Origin of the sequence: Mastigocoleus testarum BC008, from assembly GCF_001456025.1 — a bacterium.
In the GTDB taxonomy this organism is placed as follows: Bacteria; Cyanobacteriota; Cyanobacteriia; order Cyanobacteriales; family Nostocaceae; genus Mastigocoleus; species Mastigocoleus testarum.
This window is the reverse complement of the sequence record NZ_LMTZ01000087.1, coordinates 126,240-152,270: the sequence shown is the minus strand read 5'-3', so window position 1 is coordinate 152,270 and position 26,031 is coordinate 126,240. Positions and strand designations below refer to the sequence as shown.

Below are 26,031 nucleotides of genomic sequence, written 5' to 3'. Positions count from 1 at the left end.
TTCTTCACATGAGCATATGTTTTTAAGCATCTAAGTTAAAACTATGCTGCCAATAAGCCAAGCCTTTTGCGAAATATTGGGTTATATTTTGCTTGTTCCCAGTTGAAAGCTTCTTTAATATTTTTAATTGTGATGTTTTTAGCAAGAGTAAAGTCAGCTAGGGTAAGGTCAGCATCATTAAGGTTAGTTAGAGTTAGGTTAGCGTTTATAAGGTCGGCGCGGTTGAGAATAGCACCACTCAGATCGGCGTCCCAAAAATCAGTACTGCTAAGGTCAGCGCTCCACAGATCCGCACTGCTTAGATCTGCACTACTTAGATCTGCACCACTGAGGTTTGCATTACTTAGGTCCGCACTACTCAGAATGGCTCCACTAAGGTTGGCTTTTCTGAAGATGACATTTATCAGGTCTGCATTACTAAGGTCAGCCCCCCAGAGGTCAGCACCAGTGAGGTCAGCATTTATGAGGATAGCACCACTGAGTTTAGCACCACTCAAATTGGCATTACTGAGATTAGCACCACTCAGATTTGCATCACTGAGGTTAACTCCACTGAGATTAACTCCGCTCAAATTTGCATTTCTCAGGTTAGCCCCAGTGAGGTCAGAACCACTGAGGTCTTTCCCGTTAGCAATATTTTCAAGAATTTCTTGTTCTAAATGAGATATATTATCAATTTCTGCAGTTTGTTCTAAATCTAAATCTATATCTATTACAGGTTTAACTGTCAATTCTGATTGTGTATTTTCTGACTGATCGCTAATATCATTATCAGCAATGGTAGATGCTAAATTTTTCTTATCATTCTTGGAAGTCTCACCATCTACAAAAATAACATCTTCAGCTGGGATACTTAATATTGAAGTAACCTCATCTGATTTAAGCCATTGAGAAAGAGTATCCACGAATTTATCTGGGTAATTTATTTACTTATTTTCTTATGGAGATCCAAACATACTTCGAGTGATGCCTGTGATTCCATATGTCTTTAGATAGATTTTAACAAAAAGTGTTTCAATATACGAATAAATAAAATAATTCTATGCTAGAAGCCAGTGCGATCGAAAAAAATCAAAAAGCTAAAATAATAAAATTAAATTTCTTTAATAGTAATAGTAAAAAATCTACTATTCTAAAAATCCGCAATTCTGAATCCCCAACCTATTCTTGCTACCCTATTAACTGCTAACTTAAATTCAGAAGATCCAAGCAGAGAGAACGCTATGTCACATACAATAGTTACTGATGTCTGTGAAGGCATTGCGGATTGCGTTGACGCATGTCCAGTAGCTTGTATTCATGATGGTCCCGGTAAAAATATGAAGGGAACTGATTGGTACTGGATTGATTTCAACACCTGTATCGATTGTGGTATTTGTATCCAAGTTTGTCCAGTTGAAGGAGCTATTGTTCCTGAAGAAAGACCAGATTTACAAAAAACACCACTGCCATTATAGTTTTTCCAATTCTTAGTATTTGAATTTGGGGCTTGCGTCAATTAAATGGGAAACAAAAGGTTTTCAAGTAAAGCTTTTAAGTTTCCAAACTCCCTTAAATAGGGCTTGCTGAAAAAGTAGAACTTCGCGAATCTAGAAGCCACACAGCTTGCTTTTATAGTAGTTCCATCCCTTAATTTCGAATTTACCCGGCGATATCGCGGACTAAAGTGCAAGGTTTTTGAGACTATAAATGTTATTCCCTTGCACTTGTTTGGGACAAAAAAGCTTTAAACCCTTACCTGTTATAGTTTCCAATTTTATTCAGCAAGCCCTAAATAAGGAGAAATTGCGTAAGTCCCAATTCATAAATTAAATAAACGATCTTAAAAATTTTAATAACTGAAATCTGATAACTGATAACTGTAGCCCGTAAGGGCGTGGCGTTAGCCATAAACTGATAACTGTTAACTGTTAACTGATTAATGATTCAACTGCTCGCTACACATTTACAAGATATTTTTCAACATGCTGAAAGTACTTATCCAGAGGAATGCTGTGGTATTTTGCTCGGTTCTTTAACTGAAACTCAAAAAACTGTGGCGGAGGTAATATTAACTGAAAATGCTTGGAATCCAGATACAGCATTAGATTTTTCCGAAAGCAAACTGGATGATGAGGTCGATAATAGTATCAGTAATACTATCGGTTTTTCTAAAAGACGGCGATATGCGATCGCACCCGAGGTGATGTTAAAAGCACAAAAGTCAGCGCGTGATTCAGGAATGAATATCATTGGTATTTTTCATTCCCACCCTGATTATCCTGCTGAACCTTCAGAATTTGATCGCAATTATGCTTGGCAAGAATATTCTTACATAATTGTTTCGGTACGAGATGGTAAAGCTGCTGAAATAAATAGCTGGGTTTTGAATAGCGAAAATCAATTCCAAGCAGAAGAACTTTGGGAAGTAAGGAGTCAGAAGTAAGAAGTCAGGAGTCAGGAGTCAGAAGTTAGGAGTCAGGAGTCAGAAGTTAGGAGTCAGGAGTCAGGAGTCAGGAGTCAGGAGTCAGGAGTCAGGAGTAAGAAGTAAGGAGTCAGGAGTCAGGAGTCAGGAGTCAGAAAAATTAACTCATTACCAATTACCCATTCCCCATTACCCATTACCCATTACCCATTCCCTTTAAAACAAAAAGTTAAGTTAAAAATCACAAATATCAAAAAGGTATCTTTTTTGGGTACGATAAAAATTCTGGGCTTCCTCATTCCACAGTTATGCTTAATCCGAATTTGGATGATATCCAACTTACGAAAGACGATTACGAACGTTATTCCCGTCATTTAATTTTGCCGGAAGTCGGCTTAGATGGGCAAAAACGCTTAAAAGCAGCTAGTGTTTTATGTGTCGGTACTGGTGGACTAGGTTCGCCATTACTGTTATATCTTGCTGCTGCTGGTATCGGACGCATCGGTATTGTAGATTTCGATGTAGTTGATAGTTCTAACCTACAACGTCAAGTAATTCACGGAACTTCTTGGGTCGGTAAACCTAAGATTGAATCCGCTAAAAGTCGTATTCTAGAAATTAATCCTTTCTGTCAGGTTGATTTATACGAAACTCGCCTCAGTTCAGAAAATGCCCTTTCTATACTTGAATCTTATGATGTAGTTGTAGATGGGACTGATAATTTCCCGACACGATACTTGGTTAATGATGCTTGTGTATTGTTAAACAAACCCAATGTCTACGGTTCTATTTTCCGTTTTGAAGGACAAGCAACGGTCTTTAATTACGAAGGTGGACCAAATTACCGCGATCTTTATCCCGAACCACCACCACCAGGAATGGTTCCCTCTTGTGCGGAAGGCGGCGTTTTAGGGGTATTATGCTGCATGATTGGCGGTATCCAAGCAACGGAAACTATCAAAGTTATTATCGGACAAGGTAATACCCTCAGTGGTAGATTATTGCTGTATAATGCCTTGGAAATGAAATTCCGGGAATTAAAGCTTCGTCCAAACCCAGAACGTCCTGTAATTGAAAAACTGATAGACTACGAACAGTTTTGTGGTATTCCCCAAGCAAAAGCCGAGGAGGCGAAAAGGCAAATGGATATCCAAGAAATGTCTGTCAACGAGTTGAAAGAGTTACTAGATAGTGGCAAAAAAGATTTTGTCCTGCTAGATGTTCGCAACCCCCATGAGTATGAAATTGCTCAAATTCCTGGCTCTGTACTCGTTCCCCTTCCAGATATAGAAAATGGCGCGGGTGTTGACAAGGTTAAGGAAATACTTAATGGTCATCGTCTAATTGCTCATTGTAAGATGGGCGGACGTTCGGCTAAAGCATTAGGTATTCTCAAAGAAAATGGAATTGAGGGTATTAATGTTAAGGGTGGTATTACTGCTTGGAGTCGAGAAATCGATCCGTCTGTTCCAGAATATTAATTGTAAATTTGGGTGACACAATTAATACCATTATTTTGTTTTAATTTTTTGTCTTGAGGGACGCACCAATGTGCGTCCTTAATCGTTTTAAGAATGAGGAAATATAGCGCTACGCGCAAGCCAAAAATTAAAATACGATCTGTGATCGCGCGCAGTGGTGCAAACCAAAAGTTTGCTAGCTATAGATTTCAAAATTAGCCAACGTTCTAACCTAATCTAAAAAGGTAGTGTTATGTCTTTTATTTGTAGTAGCGCTTTAGGGCTCCAAAATATTGTCAATTTAATTTAATGATTAGACACAAAAATATTATTACGTTCTTAAATGTACGGAACGTGCGAGTATAAGTTTAAACCTATTTTTTGCCGGGACAGTAAAAAAAGAAATATGCAAATAGACATTCTTAAGCACCTAAAAGAAAACAATATTAAATTTGTCCGCATTCTTTTCTGTGACAACGCCAATATTATCCGTTCCAAAGCTTTTCACGTTGACGTCTTAGCAGAACATTTTGATACGGGAGTCAGCATGACAGTTGCACAGCAAGCATTTCCTGTAATGTATGATGCGGTAATTCCGGAAGCAGGTCTTGCTCCGGTTGCTGAAGCTTGGGTTGTTCCGGATTGGTCTACTCTCAATGTGTTACCCTATGCTCCCACCCACGCTAGGGTTATTGGAAATATATTCAAGGATGGAACTCCCTGGTCTTTATGTCCCCGTGGATTTCTCAAAAGTGCGATCGCTAAAGCCCAAGATTTTGGTTTGCAAGTCAAAGGGGCTTTTGAGAATGAATTTTATTTGTTGAAATCTAATTCTGATGGGATAATTCCCATCGACAACACAGTTTTTGCTTCCACCTTGGGAATGGATATTAACTCTGCTGTAATTGATGATATTGCTGATGCTTTGGCTGCTCAATCAATTCAAGTGGAATTGTATCATCCGGAGTCGGGTCCAGGTCAGCAGGAGATTTCGATTAGTTATAGTGATGCTTTGCAAGCTGCTGACAGACAAATAATTTTTCGGGAAACGGTGCGGGGAGTTGCACTTAAACATGGACTCACGGCTTCTTTTATACCAAAAGTTTTTGCTGACCAAGCTGGTAGTGGTTGTCATTTACATTTAAGTTTGTGGGATGGAGAGCGAAATATTATTCCCGACCCAGATGGAATTGGGGGAATTTCCAAAACTGCTCGCAGTTTTATAGCTGGAATTCTGGAACATTTACCTGCTTTAATGGCGCTGACAACACCGAGCGTTAATTCTTTCCGTCGGATTTATCCCCATTCTTGGAGTGGTGCGTTTCGCTGTTGGGGGTTTGATAATCGGGAAGCTGTTGTCAGAGTCCCAACTGGTTTTGCTTCACCGTTCCCAACTAATTTTGAGTTAAAAACCGTTGATGCTGCTGCTAATCCTTATTTAGCTTTGGGAGGTGTGATATCAGCAGGTTTGGATGGAGTTAAGCGCGGTCTGGAACTGGGAGAACCGGTGACATTTGACCCTGGAGATCTCTCTGAAGCTCAACTGAAAGCAAAGGGAATAGACCCTTTACCCACTTCTTTGGGGAATACGATCGTTAATCTTGTTAATGATAATGTGCTGAAAAATGCTTTGGGACCGGATTTATTTCAAGCATTTGTTGCTGTGCGTCAGGCTGAGTGGGAAGCGATGAAGGATATGAAAATAGAGGAGGAAGTGAAGATATTGTTGTCGCGTTATTGATTTAAAACTTCTGATTTTTTTATTTTATAGATGACCTAATACCAATTCGATAAATCATTGCAACAGATTCTCCGGTAGAGACGTTGCGTGCAACGTCTCCTAAGAAAAAATCTATCTGTCTCATTATTTTTTCAAATTGGTATAAGCTATATCGATAAATTTAACACCCTGGTGACTTTTCCTCATCCGAGAGATTTAACTCCTTCTTAACCTCCCGCGAGAAATCTAACCCCCTCCTAACCTCCCCTAAGAAATCTAACCCCCTCCTAACCTCCCCCAAGAAATCTAACCCCATCCTAACCTCCCCCAAGAAATCTAACCCCCTCCTAACCTCCTCCGAGAGATCTAACCCCCTCCTAATCTCCTCCGAGAAATCTAACCCCCTCCTAACCTCCCCCGAGAAATCTAACCCCCTCCTAACCTCCCCCAAGGGAGGAATTTAGAAATATGGAACTTTGGGATATTCCTGCGATCGACCAACATACTCATAATTTGTTAAAGCCAGAATTTATCGCCAGTCGTCCTTATGCTGCTGCTTTTACCGAGGCTCATGATCCCGATATAATTAATAATCATGTTTGTCATACTTTGTTCTATCGTCGCAGTTTGCGGGATATGGCAGACCTGTTAAAATGCGAACCTCAAGAGTCAGAAATTATCACTGCGCGGAATAATTTAGGCTTAGAAGAGTTAACAAAAATTTGTTTTAATGCTGCTAATTTAAATGCAATTTTGTTGGATGATGGCTTTCTTCCAGAGCAAATTTTACCTTGGGAATGGCATCAACTATTTATGCCTGTACGACGGTTATTAAGAATAGAAGATATTGCCCAAAATCTGATTTCCGAAACAAACAGCTTTGATAAATTCTGGGAAAAATTTAGAGCAGAAATTGACCCCCCACCGCCAGAAGTAGTGGGTTTTAAAAGTATTGCTGCTTATCGCACGGGTTTAGAAATTAAGCCTGTAAAATTGCCTGTAGTTAAATATCAGTTTGATAAACTCAAACAAACCACGGGAGAAAAAGTACCTCGCTTAAATGATAAATCTTTGATTGACTTTTTAATAATCCAAACTTTAGAGGTCGCAGCACAATATCAAATACCAATCCAATTTCACACCGGATTTGGCGATCCAGATTTAGATTTACGCCAAGCAAATCCTTTACACTTAAGATTTTTATTAGAAGATAATCGCTTTCGTGATGCTCCGATTGTTTTATTGCATGCTTCCTATCCCTATACCCGTGAAGCTGGTTACTTAGCTTCGGTTTATCCCAATGTTTATATCGGTCTTGGTTTAGCTATACCTTCATTAAGTGTGGCGGGAATGAGAAATATTATCAGTCAATTAATAGAGTTAGCACCTGTTAGTAAATTAATGTATTCTTCCGATGCTCATTTGATTCCCGATTTATATTACTTAGGTGCGAAATGGGGACGGAAAGTTTTGGGTCAAGTTTTGGATGATTCTGTTAAAGATGGGGATTTAACTGTTAGGGAAGCTGATGAAATGGCTGTGGCTATTTTGCGGGGGAATAGCGATCGGGTTTATGGGTTGAGTGTATAGGTGTAGTAGTCTACTTAGGGCTTGCTGAATAAATATAAAAATATGATGCAACATACATTATCAGCCCCAAGAAATATATTCAGGTGCAAGAAAAAAGCTTAAAATAGCTCAAAACCCTTGCATTAGCGTGAGTAGCACGCTGCGCGTGCTTTAGTATATATGTACCGTAAAGAGGAGCAGTCTCAGATATCATCAGAAAACTTTGAACTCCCCTTTGAGGGCAAGTTGTCGAAAGATAACCGTTGGGTGATTATGGCTTCTTTAATACCTTGGTCAGAATTTGAAGAAGAATATGCTTCATTTTTTTCTCTTGATATGGGAGCGCCAGCAAAATCATTTAGGATGGCATTAGGGGCATTAATAATTAAAGAAAAGCTAGGAATAACAGACAGAGAAACAGTAGAACAAATCAAGGAGAATCCTTACCTACAATATTTTATAGGAATTTCATCTTATAGTAATGATACCCCTTTTGATGCCTCGATGCTGGTTCACTTTCGTCAAAGATTAGGTGTGGAACTAGTCAATAGAATTAATCAAAAAATGGTGAAGGAGATGTTAGAAAATTCTTCTTCTGAATCAATAAAAAAAAAGACTTAAATGAATCAACAAATCGAGGTAAATTAATATTAGATGCAACTTGTGCGCCAAGTGATATTAGTTATCCTACGGATCTAGGACTATTAAATCAAAGTAGAAAGCATACAGAGAAAATAATAGATCATCTCTATAAGCAAGTAAAAGATAAAATAGGTATAAAACCAAGAACTTACCGTAACATTGCGAGAAAGAATTACTTAAAGATAGCTAAAAAACGTCGTCCGCGTCAAAAGCAAAGAAGAAATGCGATAAAAAAGCAACTTCAATATATTAAGAGAAATTTATCTCATATTGAGAAGCTAATTACTATTTTGAGCTACTCTTTCTAGTTTAAGTAAAAGACAATATAAGATGTTGCTAGTAGTAAGCGAAATTTATCGCCAACAATTGTGGTTATATGAAAACAATTTGAAGAGTATTGATAACCGTATCGTTAGTTTAAATCAACCGCATATACGTCCAATTATTAGGGGTAAAGCCGGTAAAACAGTAGAATTTGGGGCAAAATTATCTGCTAGCTATTTTAATGGATATGTATTTTTAGACCATATTAGCTGGAATAATTTCAATGAATCAACAGATTTAAAAATACAAATAGAATTCTTTAAAAACTATACTGGTTATTATCCAAAATCGGTTCATGTAGATAAAATTTATCGTACAGTTGAAAATCGAGCTTGGTGTAAAGAAAGAGGTATTAGAATTAGTGGACCACCCTTGGGAAGACCACCTACAAATATTAGTAAGGAGAAAAAGAAACAAGCTGCTTATGATGAGAAGATCCGTAGTTCTATTGAAGGAAAGTTTGGGCAAGGTAAAAGAAGATTTAGCCTAAATTGTGTCATGACTAAACTTTCTCATACTTCTAAAACTGCGATTGCAATCACTTTTCTCGTTATGAATCTTTCCACTTATCTGTCACGCTTATTGAGAGCTTTTTTATGTCTATTTTTCAGAAATTTACCTTTTTTAGGGTATAGCATTAATAAAAATTATACTTTAATCGCTTTTTATAAAAATAAACTTATTTTTACCCCTTCCTTGAATAACTAATAAATCTCCGTCTCACTTTTTCATTACTTTTTCAGCAAGCCCTACTTAATAACAAATATCGAAACTAGGTTTGAAACTGTGATTTAATTTCTGAAAAAAACTTCATTTATCACTACTGAATACCATTACAAAGATGTTTCTCTTCTTCATTATTAGGGGGATTGGTTTTGAAATCCTTGCGGATAAAATCGCATCCTTTTTTGAGTAAATACTTAAAATCCCATTTCCATAGTTTCACAGTATTGTCACGACTAGCAGAAGCTAAAAGCTTACCATCTTGGCTGAAGCTAACACTATTAACTGGTCCTGTATGTCCAGTGAGGGTTTTAATTTCTTCGCCGGTACCGAGGTCCCACAGTTTTACTGTCCTATCAACACTAGCTGAAGCCAGCGTCTTTTTATCAGGGTTGAAGCTGACGTCATAAACCCAGTTCGTATGTCCAGTAAGGGTTTTAATTTCTCTGCCGGTGTTGATATTCCACAATTTCACAGTGGTGTCATGACTGGCTGAAGCTAGGATTTTGTCATCATGGCTGAAGCTAATGCTCCAAACTAAGTCTTTGTGTCCGGTAAGGGTTTTAATTTCTCTGCCGGTGTTGACGTCCCACAGTTTCACAGTGGCGTCATGACTGGCTGAAGCTAAGAGCTTACCATCACGGCTGAAGCTGACACTATTAACTGGACCTTTATGCGCCGTAAGAGTTTTATATTCTTTGCGGGTAGTAACATTCCACAGTTTCACAGTATTGTCACCACTTGCAGAAGCTAGGAGTTTTCCATCTGGACTAAAGCTGACACTATTAACTGGATCCGCATGCCCAGTGAGGGTTTTAATTTCTTCGCCGGTGTCAGGATTCCATAATTTCACAGTATTGTCACCACTTGCAGAAGCTAGGAGTTTTCCATCACGGCTGAAGGCAACACTATTAACTGATGATCCTGTATGTCCATTGAGGGTTTTAATTTGTTTTCCGGTCTTGATGTCCCACAGTTTCACTGTTTCGTCAACACTTGCAGAAGCCAGGAACTTGCCATCGGGACTAAAGCTGAGTTCATAAACCTCGTTTGTATGCCCAGCGAGGGTTTTATCTTCTTTGCCGGTGTTGATGTCCCACAGCTTCACTGTCTTGTCATCACTGGCTGAAGCTAGAAAAATCCCATTTGGACTGAAGCTGAGGTCACGAACCTCGTTTCCATGTCCTCTGAGAGTTTCGATTTGTTTGCCGGTCTCGATGTTCCACAGTTTCACAGTGGTGTCAGCACTGGCTGAAGCTAGAAAATTACCATCAGAGCTGAAGCTGACATCATAAACCCAGTCACTATGCCCTTTGAGGGTTTTAATTTCTTTGCCGGTCTTGATGTCCCACAGTCTCACAGTGTTATCACGACTAGCAGAAGCAATCGTATTACCATCAGAGCTGAAGCTGACGTCATAAACCCAGTCACTATGCCCTTTGAGGGTTTTAACTGCTTTGCCGGTCTTGATGTCCCACAGTTTCACTGTCTTGTCAGCACTAGCAGAAGCAATCGTGTTACCGTCTGGGCTGAAGCTGACACCACGAACCTCGTTTGTGTGCCCAGTGAGAGTTTTAATTTCTTGACCGTTGGTGGTATCCCACAATTTCACTGTCTTGTCAGCAGCACTTGCAGAAGCTAAAAGTTTGCCATTAGGACTGAAGCTGAGGTCATAAACCTCGTTTGTATGCCCTCTGAGAGTTTGGATTTCTTTACCGGATGTAGTGTCCCACAGTTTCACCGTTTTATCAAGGTTGGCAGAAGCTAGCAGCCTGCCATCAGGGCTGAAGCTGACACTATTAACTGCTCCTGTATGCCCTTTGAGGGTTTTAATTTCTTTGCCGGTGTTGGTATCCCACAGTTTCACCGTTTTATCAAGGCTGGCAGAAGCTAGCAGCCTGCCATCAGGGCTGAAGCTGACGCCGCGAACCCCGTTTGAATGTCCTCCCAAGATGTTGGGTGCAGCAACATTGTGAACTGTATTTAATAATGCCAATTCTACCCGGGCGCGGGTATTTGCATCAATCCAGGGTTTACCTTGCATTTTTATCGCAGCCTTTAAACTTGATTCAAGAGCTTTCCGTCCATCCAAGTGCAAAAAGCCATCAGAACTTAGAGCTAAGGTCTTAATTTCACTGATTTCGGCATTCCGCCACGCTAAATTAAGATACAGTACCACTAAACTTAAGCTAACCAAATAAGGGAGTGTAGGCTTTAACTGTTCCCATCGTTCTTGTAAACTAAACGACAAATGTTGATTGATCCATCTGCGGTCAAATACTTGTCCATAAATACGATTGCGCAACCGTAAAACATTATTCTCACGTCGCACCACTCCCGACAGCTTCAGGTGCGATTTGGTAATCGATTGTTCTTCATCCAAAACAGTTTTCCTACCGAAGCTAATCTGTCGATAGACGCTCAATACTTCATCCTGATTTGGTGCTCTTTTGGTAAGCATGTCCCGTACAAACTGCAAGTTATTATCTTGCTGGCTCATTACCCCAAAAAAAGTACTCTCAACTACCTGTTCCACTTCTTGTGACGACCAACTGTCTTTGTGCTGCTGGCTGATAACGCTACACGAACGCTGAGTTAAATATGGGTGTCCTCCCGTCCATTCCAGCACACATCTCAACAATTTTTGTGCTGATTCAATGTTTGACCCTAATCCCTTTGCAAAAGGTGACGCTTCCTCAAAAGTAAAGTCAGTTAAATCTACACGCTGTCCAATATTGAAAGGTGTTCGCTTCGGATCGCGAATCAAGTCCCCTGGTGTTGCAACCCCAATTAAGACAAAAGAAAGTCTTTTAAATTCTGAATTTTGAGCGCGAGCGACATACAAGTAGCGAATCGCCGCAAAAAAATCATCTGTAAAATCCAGACTGAGAGTAGTATCAATTTCATCAACAAAAATAACTATAGGTGATGTTACCTCAAGCAACAAAACTTTCTCAAAAAACCGAGTTAACCGCTGAGTGAAACCTAAATGTGAATGTTTCTGCCACCATTCCACCACATCTGTATCCAGCATCAAAGTATCTTCAACAATACTAAGTAAGCCCAGATACCATTGCTCGGCAGTTAAACCTACCCCCAATTGAGTCAAATCAATTACAACTGATTCAATCTCCTCCACAGCCAATCGTTCTACAGTCCGTACCATCAAACTGGACTTACCCATCTGGCGAGATGTAAGGACATAAGCAAAAATACTCTGTTGGCACAAAGTCAATAATTCCTCATCAGCTTGGCGAGGAATATAAACACCATCCCCAGCCTGTACTGTTCCGCCCACAGTGTAAATGTTTGCTTGATTTCTTTGAGAATTTCCTTTAGACATGCAGATTATCCCGAAAGTAATCGGCGTAAAGTTGACAACGGGGTAATACTTTTCTCCCTGACTCTCGTACTAAACCCGCACCCCGAAGCCGCCAGAAAACCAGTTTATTGTCACATTGATTATGATTAATAATTCCCAGCAAACACTGGATTAACTCCCTTTTGTTATGCAACAGCGACAGGAGATGACGCAGATGATCGCCAAATAAACCATGCTCGGCGCTAGCATTACTAAATAATTCAGCAGGAGAGATTTGCCCGCTCGCAACCGAATACAAAGACTTCCGCACCAAATAAGGATGTCCGTCAAGCAACATCATTAATTGTTTCTCTTGATTAGAATTAAGGGGTAAACCATGGCGTTGGTTTAATTCAGCAACTTGTTCTGAAGTGAAATCTGCTAATTCCATTACCTCCCCCACATTAAAAGGAGATTGATTCAGGTCGTTAATTAACTGATAGGGTTCAGTAGAAGTAACGAGTACCAAATCAAGATTTTTCCAGATCTGTTTAGTTGCACGACTATTATGCCAGCTACGCAACATCCCAAAGAAATCGCTGCGAAAGTCACTATCAAATACTTTGTCAACCTCATCCATTGCTAAAACTAGTGGTTGATCCAATTCCTTCAACACATAGCGACCCAAGTATCGAGTACAACAACGGCTATTACCTAGGGCTGAATTCCAATATTCATCTACTTTATCGTCAATTTCTAGTGCATCAGCCAGCCAAAAGCAGAAGCGACGAAAGAATACTTCAGGATTATCCAAAGCCACTTTATCAAACAGTTGAAAATCTAGGAACGCAACTCGCTTACCCGCCTGAACTGCTGCATCAATAGTACGAATTAACAGCGAACTTTTACCTACTTGTCTCGGTCCCTTGATGGTAATTGTTACTCCCCGTCGTTGAATAATTCGTTGTGCGATCGCATCAGTGGGACGTTTCACGTAAAATGCTGAAGAGGTATCCATTGTACCTGACGGCATTTCCAATGGTAGCGGCTGTGCTGAAGGGAAGGGTCGGGGTACAGATGAAGGTTCACTTTCACTTTCCTGACTTAATTCAGCTTTCCTTGGGAGTTTATCGATGGTTAGTTGATTTCCAGCAACAGCTTGCTTTAATTCCTCAATTAGACGAGGTGTATCTGAAGCATCTTGCCAAAATGCCCAGTTAATCTTGTTTAAATAAGCACCTAGAGGATACTGAAATGGGTCGCTATAATTAAGCCGCACTGGGAGAATTTGGGGATTTCCTCCCTGAACTTGGGCAAATTCGTGCGCCATGCGGATTTCTGTTTCCACCATCTCACTGCATACTGACCGAGATGAAAGTAAAACAATCAGATAATCAGCTTGGCGAATTTCTGTTTCAATCAATTCAGCCCAACAGGTACCAACCAGTATTTTTTTGTCAATAAAAACTTCATGGTGAGGTGACATTGCTTGGACAATTTCCGAAGCTACCTGTTCATCAGGACATACATCCCGTTTGTAACTAATAAATATCCGTTTATTATCCTTGGTATTAGATGTTGAAGCTAGGTTTTGAGAACTTTTACTTTTTAAAACCGGAGTATAAGACTCTGGAATACCTTCCAAACCAATTAATGTGCAACCCAACTGAAACCCATCTTCAATAGTCCTACCTGCACCCAAAGCATCATAAAACCCCTTTGCAAATTTAATTGCAGCCTTATCCCCGATTGCTTGATTCATTCCAATAACATAATCAATGTGTTGGTGAATTGCTTCTGCTTGCACCTCCGAATAACAAGCATTAAGTACAACACATTCAATCTTGTCCTGAAACAACTTAAATAACTTGGCTAGGGATTCTGCACTTACCAATTGCATTTGTCCAGAGCCATCTTCCAGAACTAAACCTTGCTCTCCTTCACCATGTCCAGAAAAATGCACGATTTGTGGATTATGATCCAACAAAGCACGGTACAAATCCTCAGTTTGCACCGCCAACTTAGAAATTATTTCAAACTCTTCTCGATATCTAGCACGTTCAAAACCTGCTTGAATATCCCGCAATTCCTCATCCAAGCGCAGCTTGGAGGTATTTGTGGGATTGGCTGATAAAAGCAGGATTTTTTTCGCCATATCGCTACATACTTAATAAAAAATATAAAGATAAACATAGAAGGAATATATAAACGAATACTCCTATATTTATTAGTGATTTTAACTTAGCTATCTGTGTAATTTCTCGTAAATAGTGTTATTAAACACCAAAATTTACCTTAAATAATTTATCTTAAATATTTAGAACCAGGTTTTTGATTATACCTTTAGGAAATAAAAATTGCTTTGCGAGCAATCAAATCGCGCTTCATTGATTCCGAAATTCCTAGATTACCCCCAAACCGTGCTCCTTCAACATCAGCATTGCTCAGGTCAGCTTCTTGCAAATTGGATTCTGTCAAATTCGCACCCCTAAGATCCGCATTTCTGAAATCAACGCGACTAAGGTTAGAATCTGTTAAATCGGCATCTTTGAGATTAGCACTATTGAGGTTTGTACCTCTAAGGTTTGCACCTTTAAAATTAGCTTTTATTAACTCCGCTTCAGCAAGATCCGCACCATTAAGATAAGCATTCCTAAAGTTAGCCTCTGTAAGATCCGCACCTCTGAGATAAGCATCTATTAGATTTGAACTACCGAGTTCTCGTCCAGAAGTTTGCTGATTAACAATTTCCCATACAAGATACCATTTACCATCAATTTTGGTTTTAGCATCAATTTTTGTGTCCTGAAGATTGGCTGCTCGGAGGTTAGCGCGAATTAAATCAGCACCACTGAGGTTAGTACCACTGAGATTTGCACCACTAAGGTCAGCATTACTAAGGTCAGCATTACTAAGGTCAGCATCACTTAAGTCAACACCACTCAATTTTTTAGTTTGATCGGGCTGATTGAGAATCTCTTGGACTAAACGCAATTTCCAATCTAATTGATGATTTTCCTTGTCGGATAAATGGTAGTTCATGTGAGTGCTCCTTACTGATTCCGATTGAATAAATTAAAATCAGAAACCCAACAATTCCGTAATCCTTTATATATCATTTCCCAGCGAACTTACGCAGTCACTTTTAAAATCAGAGCATCATATGAATAACAAAAGTATCCTTGCTTAATAAATCTTCACATAATCTCAAAGTTCCCCTCCTTCCAAGGGAGATTTAGGGGGATCATGATGTTTTACCCACAATCAATTCTTGAGTTATGACATTGAGCCTTATTACCAATTACCGGTTACCAATTACCAATTACCAGTTACCAATTACCAATTACCAATTACCAATTACATATCTCTAATAAAACAGACATCAAAACGTCATATCATGTTCATAATCCCAACATTCTCCATCGCGCCATGTTCGATTAGTATGCTTACATTCAGATTCGCCATTAATCCAAGGAATTGATGTTGGAAATATTGAAAGAGGTTTTGAAAATAAAGACACTACAAAATATATAGAGCAAGACCCGGAAGAAATTAATAGCATCAAAAATGCAGTCGTAAATATAATTTTTCTCCGACTCCAAAAAGAAGTAATCTTATCAGAATTTTGGAGTTTAAAGTACATACTCATTCCTGTTAATCTATAAAATATTGAATCAATTTTTTCGTAAAATAAATGTTTTTAAGTAAGTGAATTATCTACAAGATTAAACTTTAATAAATTCACATTATATAATCTAAGTAAAATTTCCAATAAATCTTTATTGTTGATTATTTTTACTGCTGTTAATTAACTTTTAGCTAATTACACTTAATCAATATAGCGGATTTAAAAAATAATATAAATACCAATAATATAAAATTCATCATTTCAAGGATATTATTTCATAAGTATTTTAATATTATTGAATTCTCTCTATATTTAGCTCCAAGAATATACGGTAATATCAATTTTCTAAATAATTCCGATTTTGTTACTAGATAACTCAAAAATCTAGGAAATTTGATAAATACTAAAAATATAAAATCTTAATAGCAAAACTATTGACGATTGAGATAAATTAAGGCAGATAGCAAACACTACTTTTTTCAAATTCTTAATTGAATCTCTTCATCCAGATATTTATAGCTGTTAGAGATGGAAAAATAATCTAGATCGAGCAGCAATAACAAAGTGCTGATAGTAAATCACTTCAACAGAAAAAACCTCAGGGGTAAGCTAAAAAAAATATGAGTACCTCCTCACCAGACTCATCAAAACCTTTTATCTTATGGTCGCAGGTTTGGGGTTTAGCTGCTTTTATAGGGGCTATATTCCTCACTTGGTTGATTTATAATTTTTATTTGACCCAGTTGTTGACTTCATTTGGTTTTTCCACCCAATTAGTAACCGGATTAGTAATTTTAGAAAATGCTATAGCTGTGATACTCGAACCACTTGTAGGTGGATTTTCTGACCGTTTAACACAGCAGAAAGGAAATCGCTTTCCGTTTATTTGGAAAAGTGTGATCGTTTCTTCAATATTGTTCATGACAATTCCGTTTATTCTGACTGTTTTTGACCGATCAGAGATAACTAGTTGGTTACTACCGGTATTATCGATCGCCTGGGTTGTTTCAATGATGATATTTCGCGCTCCAGCAGTTGCATTATTGCGGCGCTATGCTCCCACGGAAGATTTACCAATAGCAGCGAGTATCCTAACCCTAGTTGGAGGAACAGTTAACGCTTTTCGACCAGTAGCAGATCGGGTAGTATTAGAATTTTCTCCACTAGCAATTTTTGCAATTGGTTCTATTGCTCTATTCACTTCAGCAGCAGTATTACGTTTTTTTAACCAGCCAAACTCTCCAATAGATCGATCCGACGCGGATCCAAGGGGAATTATTCGGGAACTGGGTTTAATTTTGGGAACCGGTGCAGGAATTGGCTTAGGTGCGCGACTATTAATGGATACTTTAGCCAAAGTATTACAAGCTCAACTCAACATTAATATTAATTGGGAAATGGTTGGTATTGGCGTCGTAATTGCTTTAGCCGCAGTTCCCGCAGGCATTATTGCTAGTAAAATCGGTAATAGTAAAGCGATGTTATATGGTATTGGGGCTAGCATCGTGCTGATGGTGTCCATAGTATTTACCAACGCCACGATCGCCACTTTTATTTTACTAATTGCGGCTTTTAGCTTAATTATCAACGGTGGAATACCCTTCGCCCTATCAGTAGTTCCTCCCAAATGGTCGGGTTTAGGAGTAGGAATGTTTTTTGCGGGTATATCCTTATCCTTGGCCGTAACAAATGTACTAGTTCCAGAACGATTATTGAGGGAACCTGTAGCTGAAGCTATTGGGGGTGCGATCGCATTTTTGTTATCAGGATTATGTATTGCTGCGAGTCGGTAATTGGCGATTAGGGATTGGGGATAGCACTGCGTGCCGCCGCAAGCGGCATATGGCGACTGGCGATTAGGGGTCGAAGCGTACGCAATACTTACAGTACAGTGCGGGCTTCTTGAACACAGCAAGCTGAACAGTGGCTTCCGGTATCCCGCGGACATTTCTCTATTACCCATTACCAATCCCCAGTCGCCAATCGCCAACCAATCTGTTACAACTCATAACACAAATTGCTTGAACGTTTGAATTATGTTATTTTAAATAATTAAAGAGACGAAAATCCCCAGGCAAAGCTTGCTTTTACCTGGGCGAAAAGAGGAACAAATCGATAGTTATCTATGTCTGAGGTTATTATTCCCCAGGTATGGTGACAAACTGGGGACAAATAAAGGACAAATATGATTCCTTTGGCTAAATTTGATTTTGTACGGGTAAATTTTAGAAATTTCTGTGATTATTTCTAATAGTCCGTGAATGCGTAACGTCACCACCAATCGTATTCGTAGAAATATATTTGTAGAGACGCAGTATCGCTACGTCTCTATTTTGATTTTGGACTTAAGAGTGCTACTTCCATGTCTGGGACTAGCGGAATGTTGGTTTATTAGGTTTATTACTGTTACTGAGTTAGTTAGACTGCCGCAACATCTAAATTAAAACTCAGATACAGTAGTACATTTTTACCTTTAACTACCAATACCTAAACTTCCAGCCAAAGCAGGAGCTAAAGGTATTAAAGTTGTAATCATCAAAAACAATGCCAATAAACCCAAAGCAGCACGGGCGTCATCTGGTTCAGTAATTTCGTTTAAACTGGGGCGCTCCAAATCTCTTTGTAAAAACAAAATTACAATTGCCCAATATATTGCTAAAGGATTTCCCAGAGAAACTAATCCCAAAACAATTAAAGTGACAATAGTTGTTCTTTGTGCAGTTTTACGCCCGTAAATTGCTTGGACAATACGTCCTCCATCAAGTTGTCCTGCTGGCATTAAGTTTAAGGCAGTTATGACCAAACCCAGCCAACCAATAATCACCAGTGGATGTACCCCCACCAATGGAGATTCCAAAGCAGAACCTAAAATAACTTTTGCTAAAGTTCCAACCAAAATTGAACCTTGAAAAAATTGATTGGGTAATTCGAAATAACTCCCTTGCTGGGATAGTAAAAATCCCACAATTAATAAAACTAAAGATACAATTCCACTAGTTGCGGGACCAGCCAAAGCAATATCAAATAGTACTTTGCGACTAGGTAGGATTGACTCAAAGCGGGTAATGCTACCAAAAGAACCAATTTGTACTGCTGGAATAAAATAAGGCAAACTCAGACGAACATCATAGCGTCGAGCAAAGAACCAATGACCGATTTCGTGGGAAATTAAAATTGCAATAATTCCACCGGCAATAGTTAAAGTTTCTTGGTAACGTTCTGGACTAGCAAAGAAATCGAAACTGAGCAGAATCCCTGCAGCTTCCATACTTGTTGCGATAGTCGCAAAAAATAAAATTACGCCAAAGATTTTTTGCGCTAGTGTCATAGAACGGGGTTCATTACGACTAGGCAAAATAATTACCACAGGTTTACCATCAGTGTTTTCTACTAAAAATAAGCGATACTTATCGCCTAAAGATTTTTTTAAATTAGCAGTGAGGCGTTCGTGAACAACTTCCGGTTCTCCCCGAATATTTCCTCTGAAAATTGCACCTTCTTGGTAAGCAATAGTTTGGGTAGAAAAAAACGTATCAATACCAAAAATTCCTTTGATAGCGTTCAAATCTTCTTCCGGAATGGGAATTATTTCCGGTTGTAATTCAGAATTTCTTTGCCCTGAGGTGCTAGTTTCACTAGTAGAAGATTCTAGATCGGAACTAGAAGATTCTGATGACGTTTCTGAAGCTATTCTCTGATTTGCCTTTTGTCGTAGTATGGCATCTTGTCCAAGTTCCCGCAATTTTCTTCCTATCGCAATGTAAATTGTAGTAGAAACAACAATTAAAAGTAGTATTCCTGCGAGATTAACATAAATTCCGGCAGCAAACAGGCCAAAAAATAATAACCAAGGAACCATTAATACCACCGACTGTAACCAGGCTAAAATTCCTAGCTTGCCAAAGCCTTTGGCGCGAAAGAAGCCCCAACCTAATATCCCAAAACTGACTAACACAATAGCCGCGACTACAGGAGTCTGTGCTGTAACCATCTCCAAATAACTCACTTTTGATAATCAAACCTGAATTTACCAGGTATTTGAGGATATTAATAATCTATAACGTTTATCGCCGAGAGCTTCTACAAAGGTAGCAATGAAGACATTTTTTATATTGCTTTATTGTTCATTACCCATTACCCATTACCCATCACCCATTACCCATTACCCATTACCCATTACCCATCACCCATTAATTAGTCTAATCCAATATCAGTTGAAATGTCCGGAATCGAGTACTATGAAGATCTATTCTCAATTGCCCGAGTATTTTTATTTTGGGATTTTTTAGAGATTTAATACCAAAAAATGTTACATTAACTACCCTGAAGAATTGCAATAATTTGCTTTTGAGTTTTATATATTCTTACTATGTCTTCAGTACCCACGATCGAAAGTATATATACTGATGGAGCTTGCACCGGAAACCCGGGTCCAGGTGGCTGGGGAGTGGTTATTTATTTTAATGATGGTTCAATTCATGAAATGGGTGATTCTTCACCTCAAACAACAAATAACCGCATGGAAATGCAAGCTGCGATATCCGCGTTACAATTTCTCAAAACAACGGAGCAAAGAGATTCTATTACTCTTTACACCGATAGCGAATATCTCATTAACTGCGTTACCAAGTGGGTAGGTGGTTGGAAAAAAAAGGGTTGGAAAAAATCAAATGGGAAACCAGTTCTCAATCAAGATTTGTTGGTAACTCTCGACCAACTAAATACCAAACAAATTAAATGGCAACATGTCCGAGGTCATTCTGGTAACACGGGTAACGAACGTTGCGACCAGATAGCAACGACTTTTGCTAGTGGTAAATATCCCCAACTCAAACAATCGTTAGATTCTACTGCCAAAAACCCCGATTCGCTGCAAACAAATCAAATAGAAGCAGTAAAGGTCTCGGATTCTGGCAGCAAATCTACGATAATTAACAAAGATACACATCAAACCAGTACTTTTGCATCGGATACAACCAATATGGATTCATCTAATGCCTCTGCTGTTGCTGTAAGCGAGGATAAATCAGGCGAAATAAGAATCGCACACTTACACAACTTAGTAGAAACCCTTCGGATTGCGGACGAGATTGCAGAAAAAGGCTACTTAATAACTAGCTCAGAACTAGCAGACTTAATGGATGTTCATGCTAGTGCTGTAACCAGTCGAGGTGACCAATGGCGTTGGCGAAACTGGGTTGTTTCGCGAGTACGAAGGGAAGGCAATCAAATTCTCTGGGAACTCGAACGTGCTGACTTAGTGAATGATGAAGATTGATCGGAATTGTCATTTTTCACTTGTCAATTTAAATTTGTCGTTAATTTGAATTTGTTGTCACTTTGAATGTGTGATGTGTTATTCATCATTAGTGACCGGCTAGCAATAGATTTAGTTGTTGATTGACGGTTAAGTTTAGGTAGTTCAGAACTGCTAACAGCCACTGACTACCCAACTGTCAACCGTCAACTGTTTACCATTCAAGGTCAAAACTAACCGTCAAAGATTAACTTTCACGGTTTACTTTCACTTGTTTACTGTATATTTTCGTCCTCGCCATTCCCGTGGCGTATTGACTGCTGAAAGTAAAATTCTTACTACTGCTAGGGGGTCGGCTAAAGGTGAAAGCCAAAATAGCCCAGCCCCTATTGCTTGGCTCAATTCGTATGAAGCTGCAATTGCGAATAACATTCCAAACCGCACGAATAGGAGAAATATATTTAGGATTAGCAATAGCAGTACAAAAGAAAACGAAGCATCAAAAGGTACTTTAAAAATAAAATAACTTAGGACAATCGGCAAAGGTAAACCCTGAACTGAAGTTAGTAACCATAGATCGCCCCAAATTTGAGCGCGACTGGAGGCATCTTTTAGATCTAAACTACGCCCCCATTCTTGCCAAGTTTGCAGCGCCCCTTCATACATGCGAACTTTAAGTACCTTTGCTCCATCTAAAAAACCAACTTTAAAACCTGCACTGGCAATATTTCGCGCCAAAGTTACATCATCACAAAAAGAACTTTTGGCGCTGGTATAACCGCCAACTGATGTCAGTACTGAACGGCGACATAAATAACACTGTCCATTAGCCATTACTCTCTGTGCTGCTTGAGTATCCACGCCAGCAGATTCAAAACGATAAAGCAAAGTCATCAATAACGCTGGTTGTAACCAACACTCTCCTGGATACTTAAGAATAAATTTTGGAGATAAAGAAACTAAGTCATAGCCGTGAGTTATTGCGGTTTGCACTAAACTACTAACTAGTTTTGGTGATGGTTGAGTATCAGCATCCATTCCGAGGAACCATTCACTTGTTTCAGAACTGTGCAAAAAACCGTTATGTAAAGCCCAAGGGCGACCCACCCAATCACTGGGTAATGGATCGTCAGTTATTAATTTAAAACGAGGATCTCCTGCACCAGCAGCTTTGACTAAATCTGGTGTACCGTCCTTAGAGTTGCTGTCAACAACAATAATCTCTTTTACTTCATAAGTTTGCCGAGTTAAGCCAGCTAATAATGGGCTAATACGTTGTGCCTCATTCAGGGTCGGAACGACCACACTTACCTTACCTAAAAGGTCTGGCTTTGGATTTTGCGGTTCGATTGGAGAATAACGTATCGCCCCTTTAAAGATTCGCGACAGCATAATCAGAGCCGCAGGTACCTGAATCATTAATATTGATAGACAGATACCGTTCAAAAGTGTCCAATCTTTGACCACAGCCTTCTTTTACGATATTTATTGATAGTGTTTTTTTGCTTACTTGACGACAGAATCTATAGAAGCTGTTGTTATTTAGTTAGTGCCAGTCTCTATGATTGATGGTGTAGTTGTGGGGGTTGCTTTCATCCACAAAGCAAAAGCTGGTAAAATCCCAACTGCAAAGCCCAAAATTACTGGAGTAATAAAGCCTGCACCAGCACTTAATCCAATCGCAAAAGCAAAATTACTGAGATAGACAATCAGAGGAAAATGCAATTGGGAGCGTTCCAAACTAACAGTTTGCTTTCGCCATAGAAAAGCAGCTACAGTCATGAATAAAGCACCAGTTCCCATCCAGCCTGCAAAGTTTTGGTAAGGCATACCAAAAAAGGCTCCGGGCTTGTCCCAGTACCAAAATGGTAAAGATGTTTGACTCATTGCAGGGTCCAGCACAAAATCCCAAGACGTTAATAAAAAAGCACCTAAAATCACCGCAGCTGCGTGACGCAAAAAACTAGGTTTTCTATCTACCTGCAAGCCAATACGTGCGAGTAAATAGGAAGCACATCCCACATAAAACCAAGACAAAGGAATAGTGAAAGGTACTAAACCTGCAACCTTATAACCCAAACCACTTAAATAACTGTAATTACCAAAAGGAAATCCGGTACTAGTACCAAGAAGTTCGGCTCCCAAAGATATAAATACAGAAGGTAAGGCAAATCCTAAAGCACAAAACAAACCTAAGTTTCTTCTAAGGTACAAAAATACAGCACTTGCACCCAGAACCATATATACAACGCCCCCACCTGCCATACTTAACTGCATCGCATTTTGCCCATATGAGCCAAAATGTACAAGCATTTCAGGATGAGGTATTACTAGTAGTATGCCCAACAGCCCAAAGACCAGGGACAAGATATGCCCTCCCAGGCAAATACGCTCGGCAATCGCAGATTTTCTCATGAATATTCCTTAATATGAGGCGAATTACGCTTATTTAACTATTAACAGTTTACAAAAATTTACGAAATATTTTAAATAAATTTACCAGATAATTGCCTGTGTTTACGGGAAAATTTATATTTATGCTTGATTATAATTCCCGCGAAACCAAATAGTTAAGTAAATAAAATCACATTAAAATGTAGCAAAACTTGTAATAAATATTTGCTAAATCACTTAGAATAGCATTGCTAATAACAGCCCATGTTAACTTTGCTTAAGCTCCCCAAGTTATCCTTAATGCTTCTATTTTTCACCTATAGTTGCTTAGGATGGAAAATATCTCAAATTAATTCCCCTTGGTATATATGGATTGCGATCGCAATAATTGCTCTATTTGTAAATAGTGTTTTAACAAACCCATCTTCCAGGATTGTCAACTTTTTGAATACATTTTTCAAATCTGGTTGGCGAGCGTTTGGTGGTATAATATTAGGCTCGCTATTTCTTTTTGCTATTCTTGCTTGGTTCCGCTCGTTTTTATTTGGATTATTAATTTTTTGCGCTACAACTTTAGTCCGAGTAGATTTCCAAATGGCTGGATTCAAGTCGAAGCATTTTTTTTGGGTTACGTTTGTTCTTTCTTTGATGAGTTTAGCTGCAGGAATACTAATTCATCTTTTGGTAACTGGTAACTTGTCGCTGATAATTGGTGGTTAGTAATTGGTAGCTTGTAACTAGCATTTTGTAACGCGCAAAAACTCGGTCGAGTACCCTTAGCATGTATTTTCAATGCAGTATATGCCCTGAAAATTATAAAGCCATTCCAGGGTAGAATAATAAATTACTTTTTTATCTATTTAATTTTTATGTATTTAATTTTTAATTCTCAGGCGGGAAATAATAGCTCTCAGGCGACCAGAAACCTTTATACCAAAACCTTTTAAAATATACCCAAAGTATTAACCAAAAGATGAAGCTGCTTGTTTTGTCAGTTCACCTTGAGAAGTTGCTAATGGCTTTGCAGAAGAAAGCACAGCCTCTAACAAACCGGGAAACAATCCCTCCAAATCTTGTCGCCGTAACTTATTTATATGCTGTGTCCCCTCCTTACGTGTAAACACCACTCCAGACTCTCTTAAAATCTTGAAATGGTTTGACATCGTTGATTTTGCTATAGTGCGGGGTGCTGATCCCTCACGGGAGATGACAAAATCAAAATCAGCACAACACTGCTCTCCTTTTTCAGCCAGCAACCGCACTATCTCCAAACGGACTGGGTCACCCAATGCATACAATACTCCTGGTAATGTGATGTCTCTTTGGTCTGGGTGATACAGAAATCTCATAGTTGCATTATCTCGCAAAAAGAACTATATTTTATTTGTTCGATTTTATCGAATACTTGAAAAATTGTAGAGAGGGCAAGTATGTCATCCGTTACAGATGTGACAGAAGCCACCTTCAAGCAAGAAGTACTTGAAAGTGAAATGCCTGTTCTGGTAGATTTTTGGGCACCTTGGTGTGGTCCTTGTCGAATGGTGACCCCCGTAGTTGATGAGGTTGCTGCGGAATATACAGGACAGATAAAAGTGGTGAAGCTGAATACAGACCAAAATCCCACCGTTGCTAGTCATTATGGTATTCGCAGTATACCCACACTCATGGTGTTTAAGGGTGGCCGACAGGTGGATACGGTTGTAGGTGCAGTACCAAAAACAACCATTGCTAAGACTTTAACACAGTATCTCTAGCAGATAAAGGGGCAAAAAAAGTTAAAACAAGTTAGGGAGAAAGCAAGGTATATCAGTATAAATTTTCTGATTCATTTCTTTATTTATCTTTGCTTCTCCTGCTTTTTGTCTTGGCAAACGTTATATTTGGCTTGCTCCCGTTGTGTCATTATGATAATGGGTTATGGAATGGGTAATTGGTAATTGGTAATTGGTAATTGGTAATGGGTAATTAGTAGTAGACAACAGGGTAACAGTAACTGTTAGCGGAACTACAGGTAGCCCATAAACTGTAGCCCGTAAGGGCGTGGCGTTAGCCATAAACTGATAGTTATCTACAAATTATTAGTTCGTAAAAAAAATATATGATTATTAACCCTTCTGAAGTACCAAAGGAAACAGGTACCAACTACCCAGAGGAATTCAAAGCAAAAGTCGCAGGAAGAATTAAACAAAGGTTAGGTAATGCTGCGGGTTTAAATGATTTTGGGGTCAACCTCGTACATCTACAGCCAGGAAGCTGTTCTGCATTAAGACATTGGCATGTTCAAGAGGATGAATTTGTCTACATTCTAGAGGGTGAACTCATGCTGATTACCAATTCAGGCGAGCAAGTTTTAAGTGCGGGGATGGCTGCTGGCTTTCCTGCTGGAGAGGAAAATGGACACCATTTAGTAAATCATTCTTCAAATATCGCGACTTACCTAGAAATTGGCGCTCGTAAATCTAATGATGAGGCTAATTATCCAGATGAGGATCTAAAAGCTAAATTTACTGAGAATGGTGTAATTTTTACGCACAAAGATGGTGCCGTTTACAATTAATTTTTCAGAGATGAGAAGAAAGTACTACCTATCATAATGTTAAAAAACCTTG

The 26,031-nt window shown here is 39.0% G+C and carries 20 protein-coding genes and 1 pseudogene; 11 read left to right on the top strand and 10 right to left on the bottom strand.

The window, feature by feature from the left end; translation table 11 throughout:
* Positions 1-41: 41 nt before the first annotated feature.
* The gene (locus BC008_RS16070; RefSeq protein WP_058183669.1) at positions 42-905 is read right to left on the bottom strand and encodes a pentapeptide repeat-containing protein; all 864 of its coding nucleotides are present in this window, start codon (positions 903-905) and stop codon (positions 42-44) included.
* A gap of 318 nt (positions 906-1,223) precedes the next feature.
* On the opposite strand from BC008_RS16070, the gene BC008_RS16065 reads away from it, so the two are divergent.
* From BC008_RS16065 to BC008_RS16050, 4 genes are all read left to right on the top strand, one after another.
* On the top strand, positions 1,224-1,457 hold the full coding sequence (locus tag BC008_RS16065; protein WP_058183668.1) for an indolepyruvate ferredoxin oxidoreductase subunit alpha: 234 nt from the start codon (positions 1,224-1,226) through the stop codon (positions 1,455-1,457).
* A 464-nt stretch (positions 1,458-1,921) separates the two neighbouring features.
* The gene (locus BC008_RS16060) at positions 1,922-2,425 is read left to right on the top strand and encodes a Mov34/MPN/PAD-1 family protein (protein WP_058183667.1); all 504 of its coding nucleotides are present in this window, start codon (positions 1,922-1,924) and stop codon (positions 2,423-2,425) included.
* 287 nt (positions 2,426-2,712) lie between these two features.
* Positions 2,713-3,885, top strand: coding sequence for a molybdopterin-synthase adenylyltransferase MoeB (moeB, locus tag BC008_RS16055; RefSeq protein WP_027846796.1), 1,173 nt, complete (start codon positions 2,713-2,715; stop codon positions 3,883-3,885).
* A 385-nt stretch (positions 3,886-4,270) separates the two neighbouring features.
* Complete coding sequence (locus BC008_RS16050; protein WP_027846795.1) at positions 4,271-5,605, top strand: glutamine synthetase family protein; 1,335 nt, start codon at positions 4,271-4,273, stop codon at positions 5,603-5,605.
* Positions 5,606-5,765: 160 nt separating this feature from the next.
* Here the strand turns inward: BC008_RS16050 and BC008_RS16045 are convergent, their stop codons facing one another.
* On the bottom strand, positions 5,766-6,035 hold the full coding sequence (locus BC008_RS16045; RefSeq protein WP_058183666.1) for a hypothetical protein: 270 nt from the start codon (positions 6,033-6,035) through the stop codon (positions 5,766-5,768).
* Positions 6,036-6,052: 17 nt separating this feature from the next.
* On the opposite strand from BC008_RS16045, the gene BC008_RS16040 reads away from it, so the two are divergent.
* Both BC008_RS16040 and BC008_RS16030 read left to right on the top strand, forming a co-directional pair.
* Positions 6,053-7,174 carry an amidohydrolase family protein gene (locus BC008_RS16040; RefSeq protein WP_027847035.1) on the top strand — a complete coding sequence of 374 codons (1,122 nt, stop codon included), beginning with the start codon at positions 6,053-6,055 and terminating at the stop codon, positions 7,172-7,174.
* Between the two features lie 159 nt (positions 7,175-7,333).
* Positions 7,334-8,827, top strand: a pseudogene (locus BC008_RS16030) (IS5 family transposase).
* A gap of 112 nt (positions 8,828-8,939) precedes the next feature.
* Here the strand turns inward: BC008_RS16030 and BC008_RS16025 are convergent.
* From BC008_RS16025 to BC008_RS16015, 3 genes are all read right to left on the bottom strand, one after another.
* Positions 8,940-12,185, bottom strand: a complete 3,246-nt coding sequence (locus BC008_RS16025) for a WD40 domain-containing protein (RefSeq protein ID WP_058183664.1) — start codon at positions 12,183-12,185, stop codon at positions 8,940-8,942.
* Entirely contained in the window at positions 12,178-14,298 is a 2,121-nt protein-coding gene (locus tag BC008_RS16020) for an AAA-like domain-containing protein (protein WP_027846549.1), read from the bottom strand. The genes BC008_RS16025 and BC008_RS16020 overlap by 8 nt, the downstream gene beginning before the upstream one ends.
* Before the next feature lie 188 nt (positions 14,299-14,486).
* Entirely contained in the window at positions 14,487-15,185 is a 699-nt protein-coding gene (locus tag BC008_RS16015; RefSeq protein ID WP_058183663.1) for a pentapeptide repeat-containing protein, read from the bottom strand.
* A 1,206-nt stretch (positions 15,186-16,391) separates the two neighbouring features.
* Between BC008_RS16015 and BC008_RS16010 the strand changes: the two genes are divergently transcribed.
* Positions 16,392-17,564, top strand: a complete 1,173-nt coding sequence (locus BC008_RS16010) for an MFS transporter (RefSeq protein WP_027846600.1) — start codon at positions 16,392-16,394, stop codon at positions 17,562-17,564.
* 680 nt (positions 17,565-18,244) lie between these two features.
* Here BC008_RS16010 and BC008_RS16005 read toward each other — a convergent pair.
* Positions 18,245-19,762, bottom strand: coding sequence for a site-2 protease family protein (locus BC008_RS16005; protein WP_027846599.1), 1,518 nt, complete (start codon positions 19,760-19,762; stop codon positions 18,245-18,247).
* Between the two features lie 378 nt (positions 19,763-20,140).
* On the opposite strand from BC008_RS16005, the gene rnhA reads away from it, so the two are divergent.
* Entirely contained in the window at positions 20,141-21,049 is a 909-nt protein-coding gene (gene rnhA / locus BC008_RS16000; protein ID WP_027845021.1) for a ribonuclease HI, read from the top strand.
* 246 nt (positions 21,050-21,295) lie between these two features.
* Here the strand turns inward: rnhA and cruG are convergent, their stop codons facing one another.
* The gene (gene cruG, locus BC008_RS15995; protein WP_027845022.1) at positions 21,296-22,495 is read right to left on the bottom strand and encodes a 2'-O-glycosyltransferase CruG; all 1,200 of its coding nucleotides are present in this window, start codon (positions 22,493-22,495) and stop codon (positions 21,296-21,298) included.
* A gap of 75 nt (positions 22,496-22,570) precedes the next feature.
* Positions 22,571-23,443 carry a gamma-carotene 1'-hydroxylase CruF gene (cruF, locus tag BC008_RS15990; protein ID WP_027845023.1) on the bottom strand — a complete coding sequence of 291 codons (873 nt, stop codon included), beginning with the start codon at positions 23,441-23,443 and terminating at the stop codon, positions 22,571-22,573.
* Positions 23,444-23,686: 243 nt separating this feature from the next.
* Here cruF and BC008_RS15985 point away from each other — a divergent pair, with 243 nt between their 5' ends.
* Positions 23,687-24,142: a hypothetical protein gene (locus BC008_RS15985; protein ID WP_058183661.1), complete on the top strand. Its 456-nt coding sequence runs from the start codon at positions 23,687-23,689 to the stop codon at positions 24,140-24,142.
* Positions 24,143-24,384: 242 nt separating this feature from the next.
* Here BC008_RS15985 and BC008_RS15980 read toward each other — a convergent pair whose 3' ends face one another.
* The gene (locus BC008_RS15980; RefSeq protein WP_058183660.1) at positions 24,385-24,771 is read right to left on the bottom strand and encodes an ArsR/SmtB family transcription factor; all 387 of its coding nucleotides are present in this window, start codon (positions 24,769-24,771) and stop codon (positions 24,385-24,387) included.
* Positions 24,772-24,852: 81 nt separating this feature from the next.
* Between BC008_RS15980 and trxA the strand changes: the two genes are divergently transcribed.
* On the top strand, positions 24,853-25,176 hold the full coding sequence (gene trxA / locus BC008_RS15975; protein WP_027845025.1) for a thioredoxin: 324 nt from the start codon (positions 24,853-24,855) through the stop codon (positions 25,174-25,176).
* A 120-nt stretch (positions 25,177-25,296) separates the two neighbouring features.
* Here the strand turns inward: trxA and BC008_RS48360 are convergent, their stop codons facing one another.
* A complete protein-coding gene (locus tag BC008_RS48360) occupies positions 25,297-25,476 on the bottom strand; it encodes an alpha/beta hydrolase (RefSeq protein ID WP_153009596.1) in 180 nt (59 codons plus the stop codon).
* A gap of 44 nt (positions 25,477-25,520) precedes the next feature.
* Here BC008_RS48360 and BC008_RS15970 point away from each other — a divergent pair, with 44 nt between their 5' ends.
* On the top strand, positions 25,521-25,979 hold the full coding sequence (locus BC008_RS15970) for a cupin domain-containing protein (RefSeq protein ID WP_027845026.1): 459 nt from the start codon (positions 25,521-25,523) through the stop codon (positions 25,977-25,979).
* Positions 25,980-26,031: the final 52 nt, after the last annotated feature.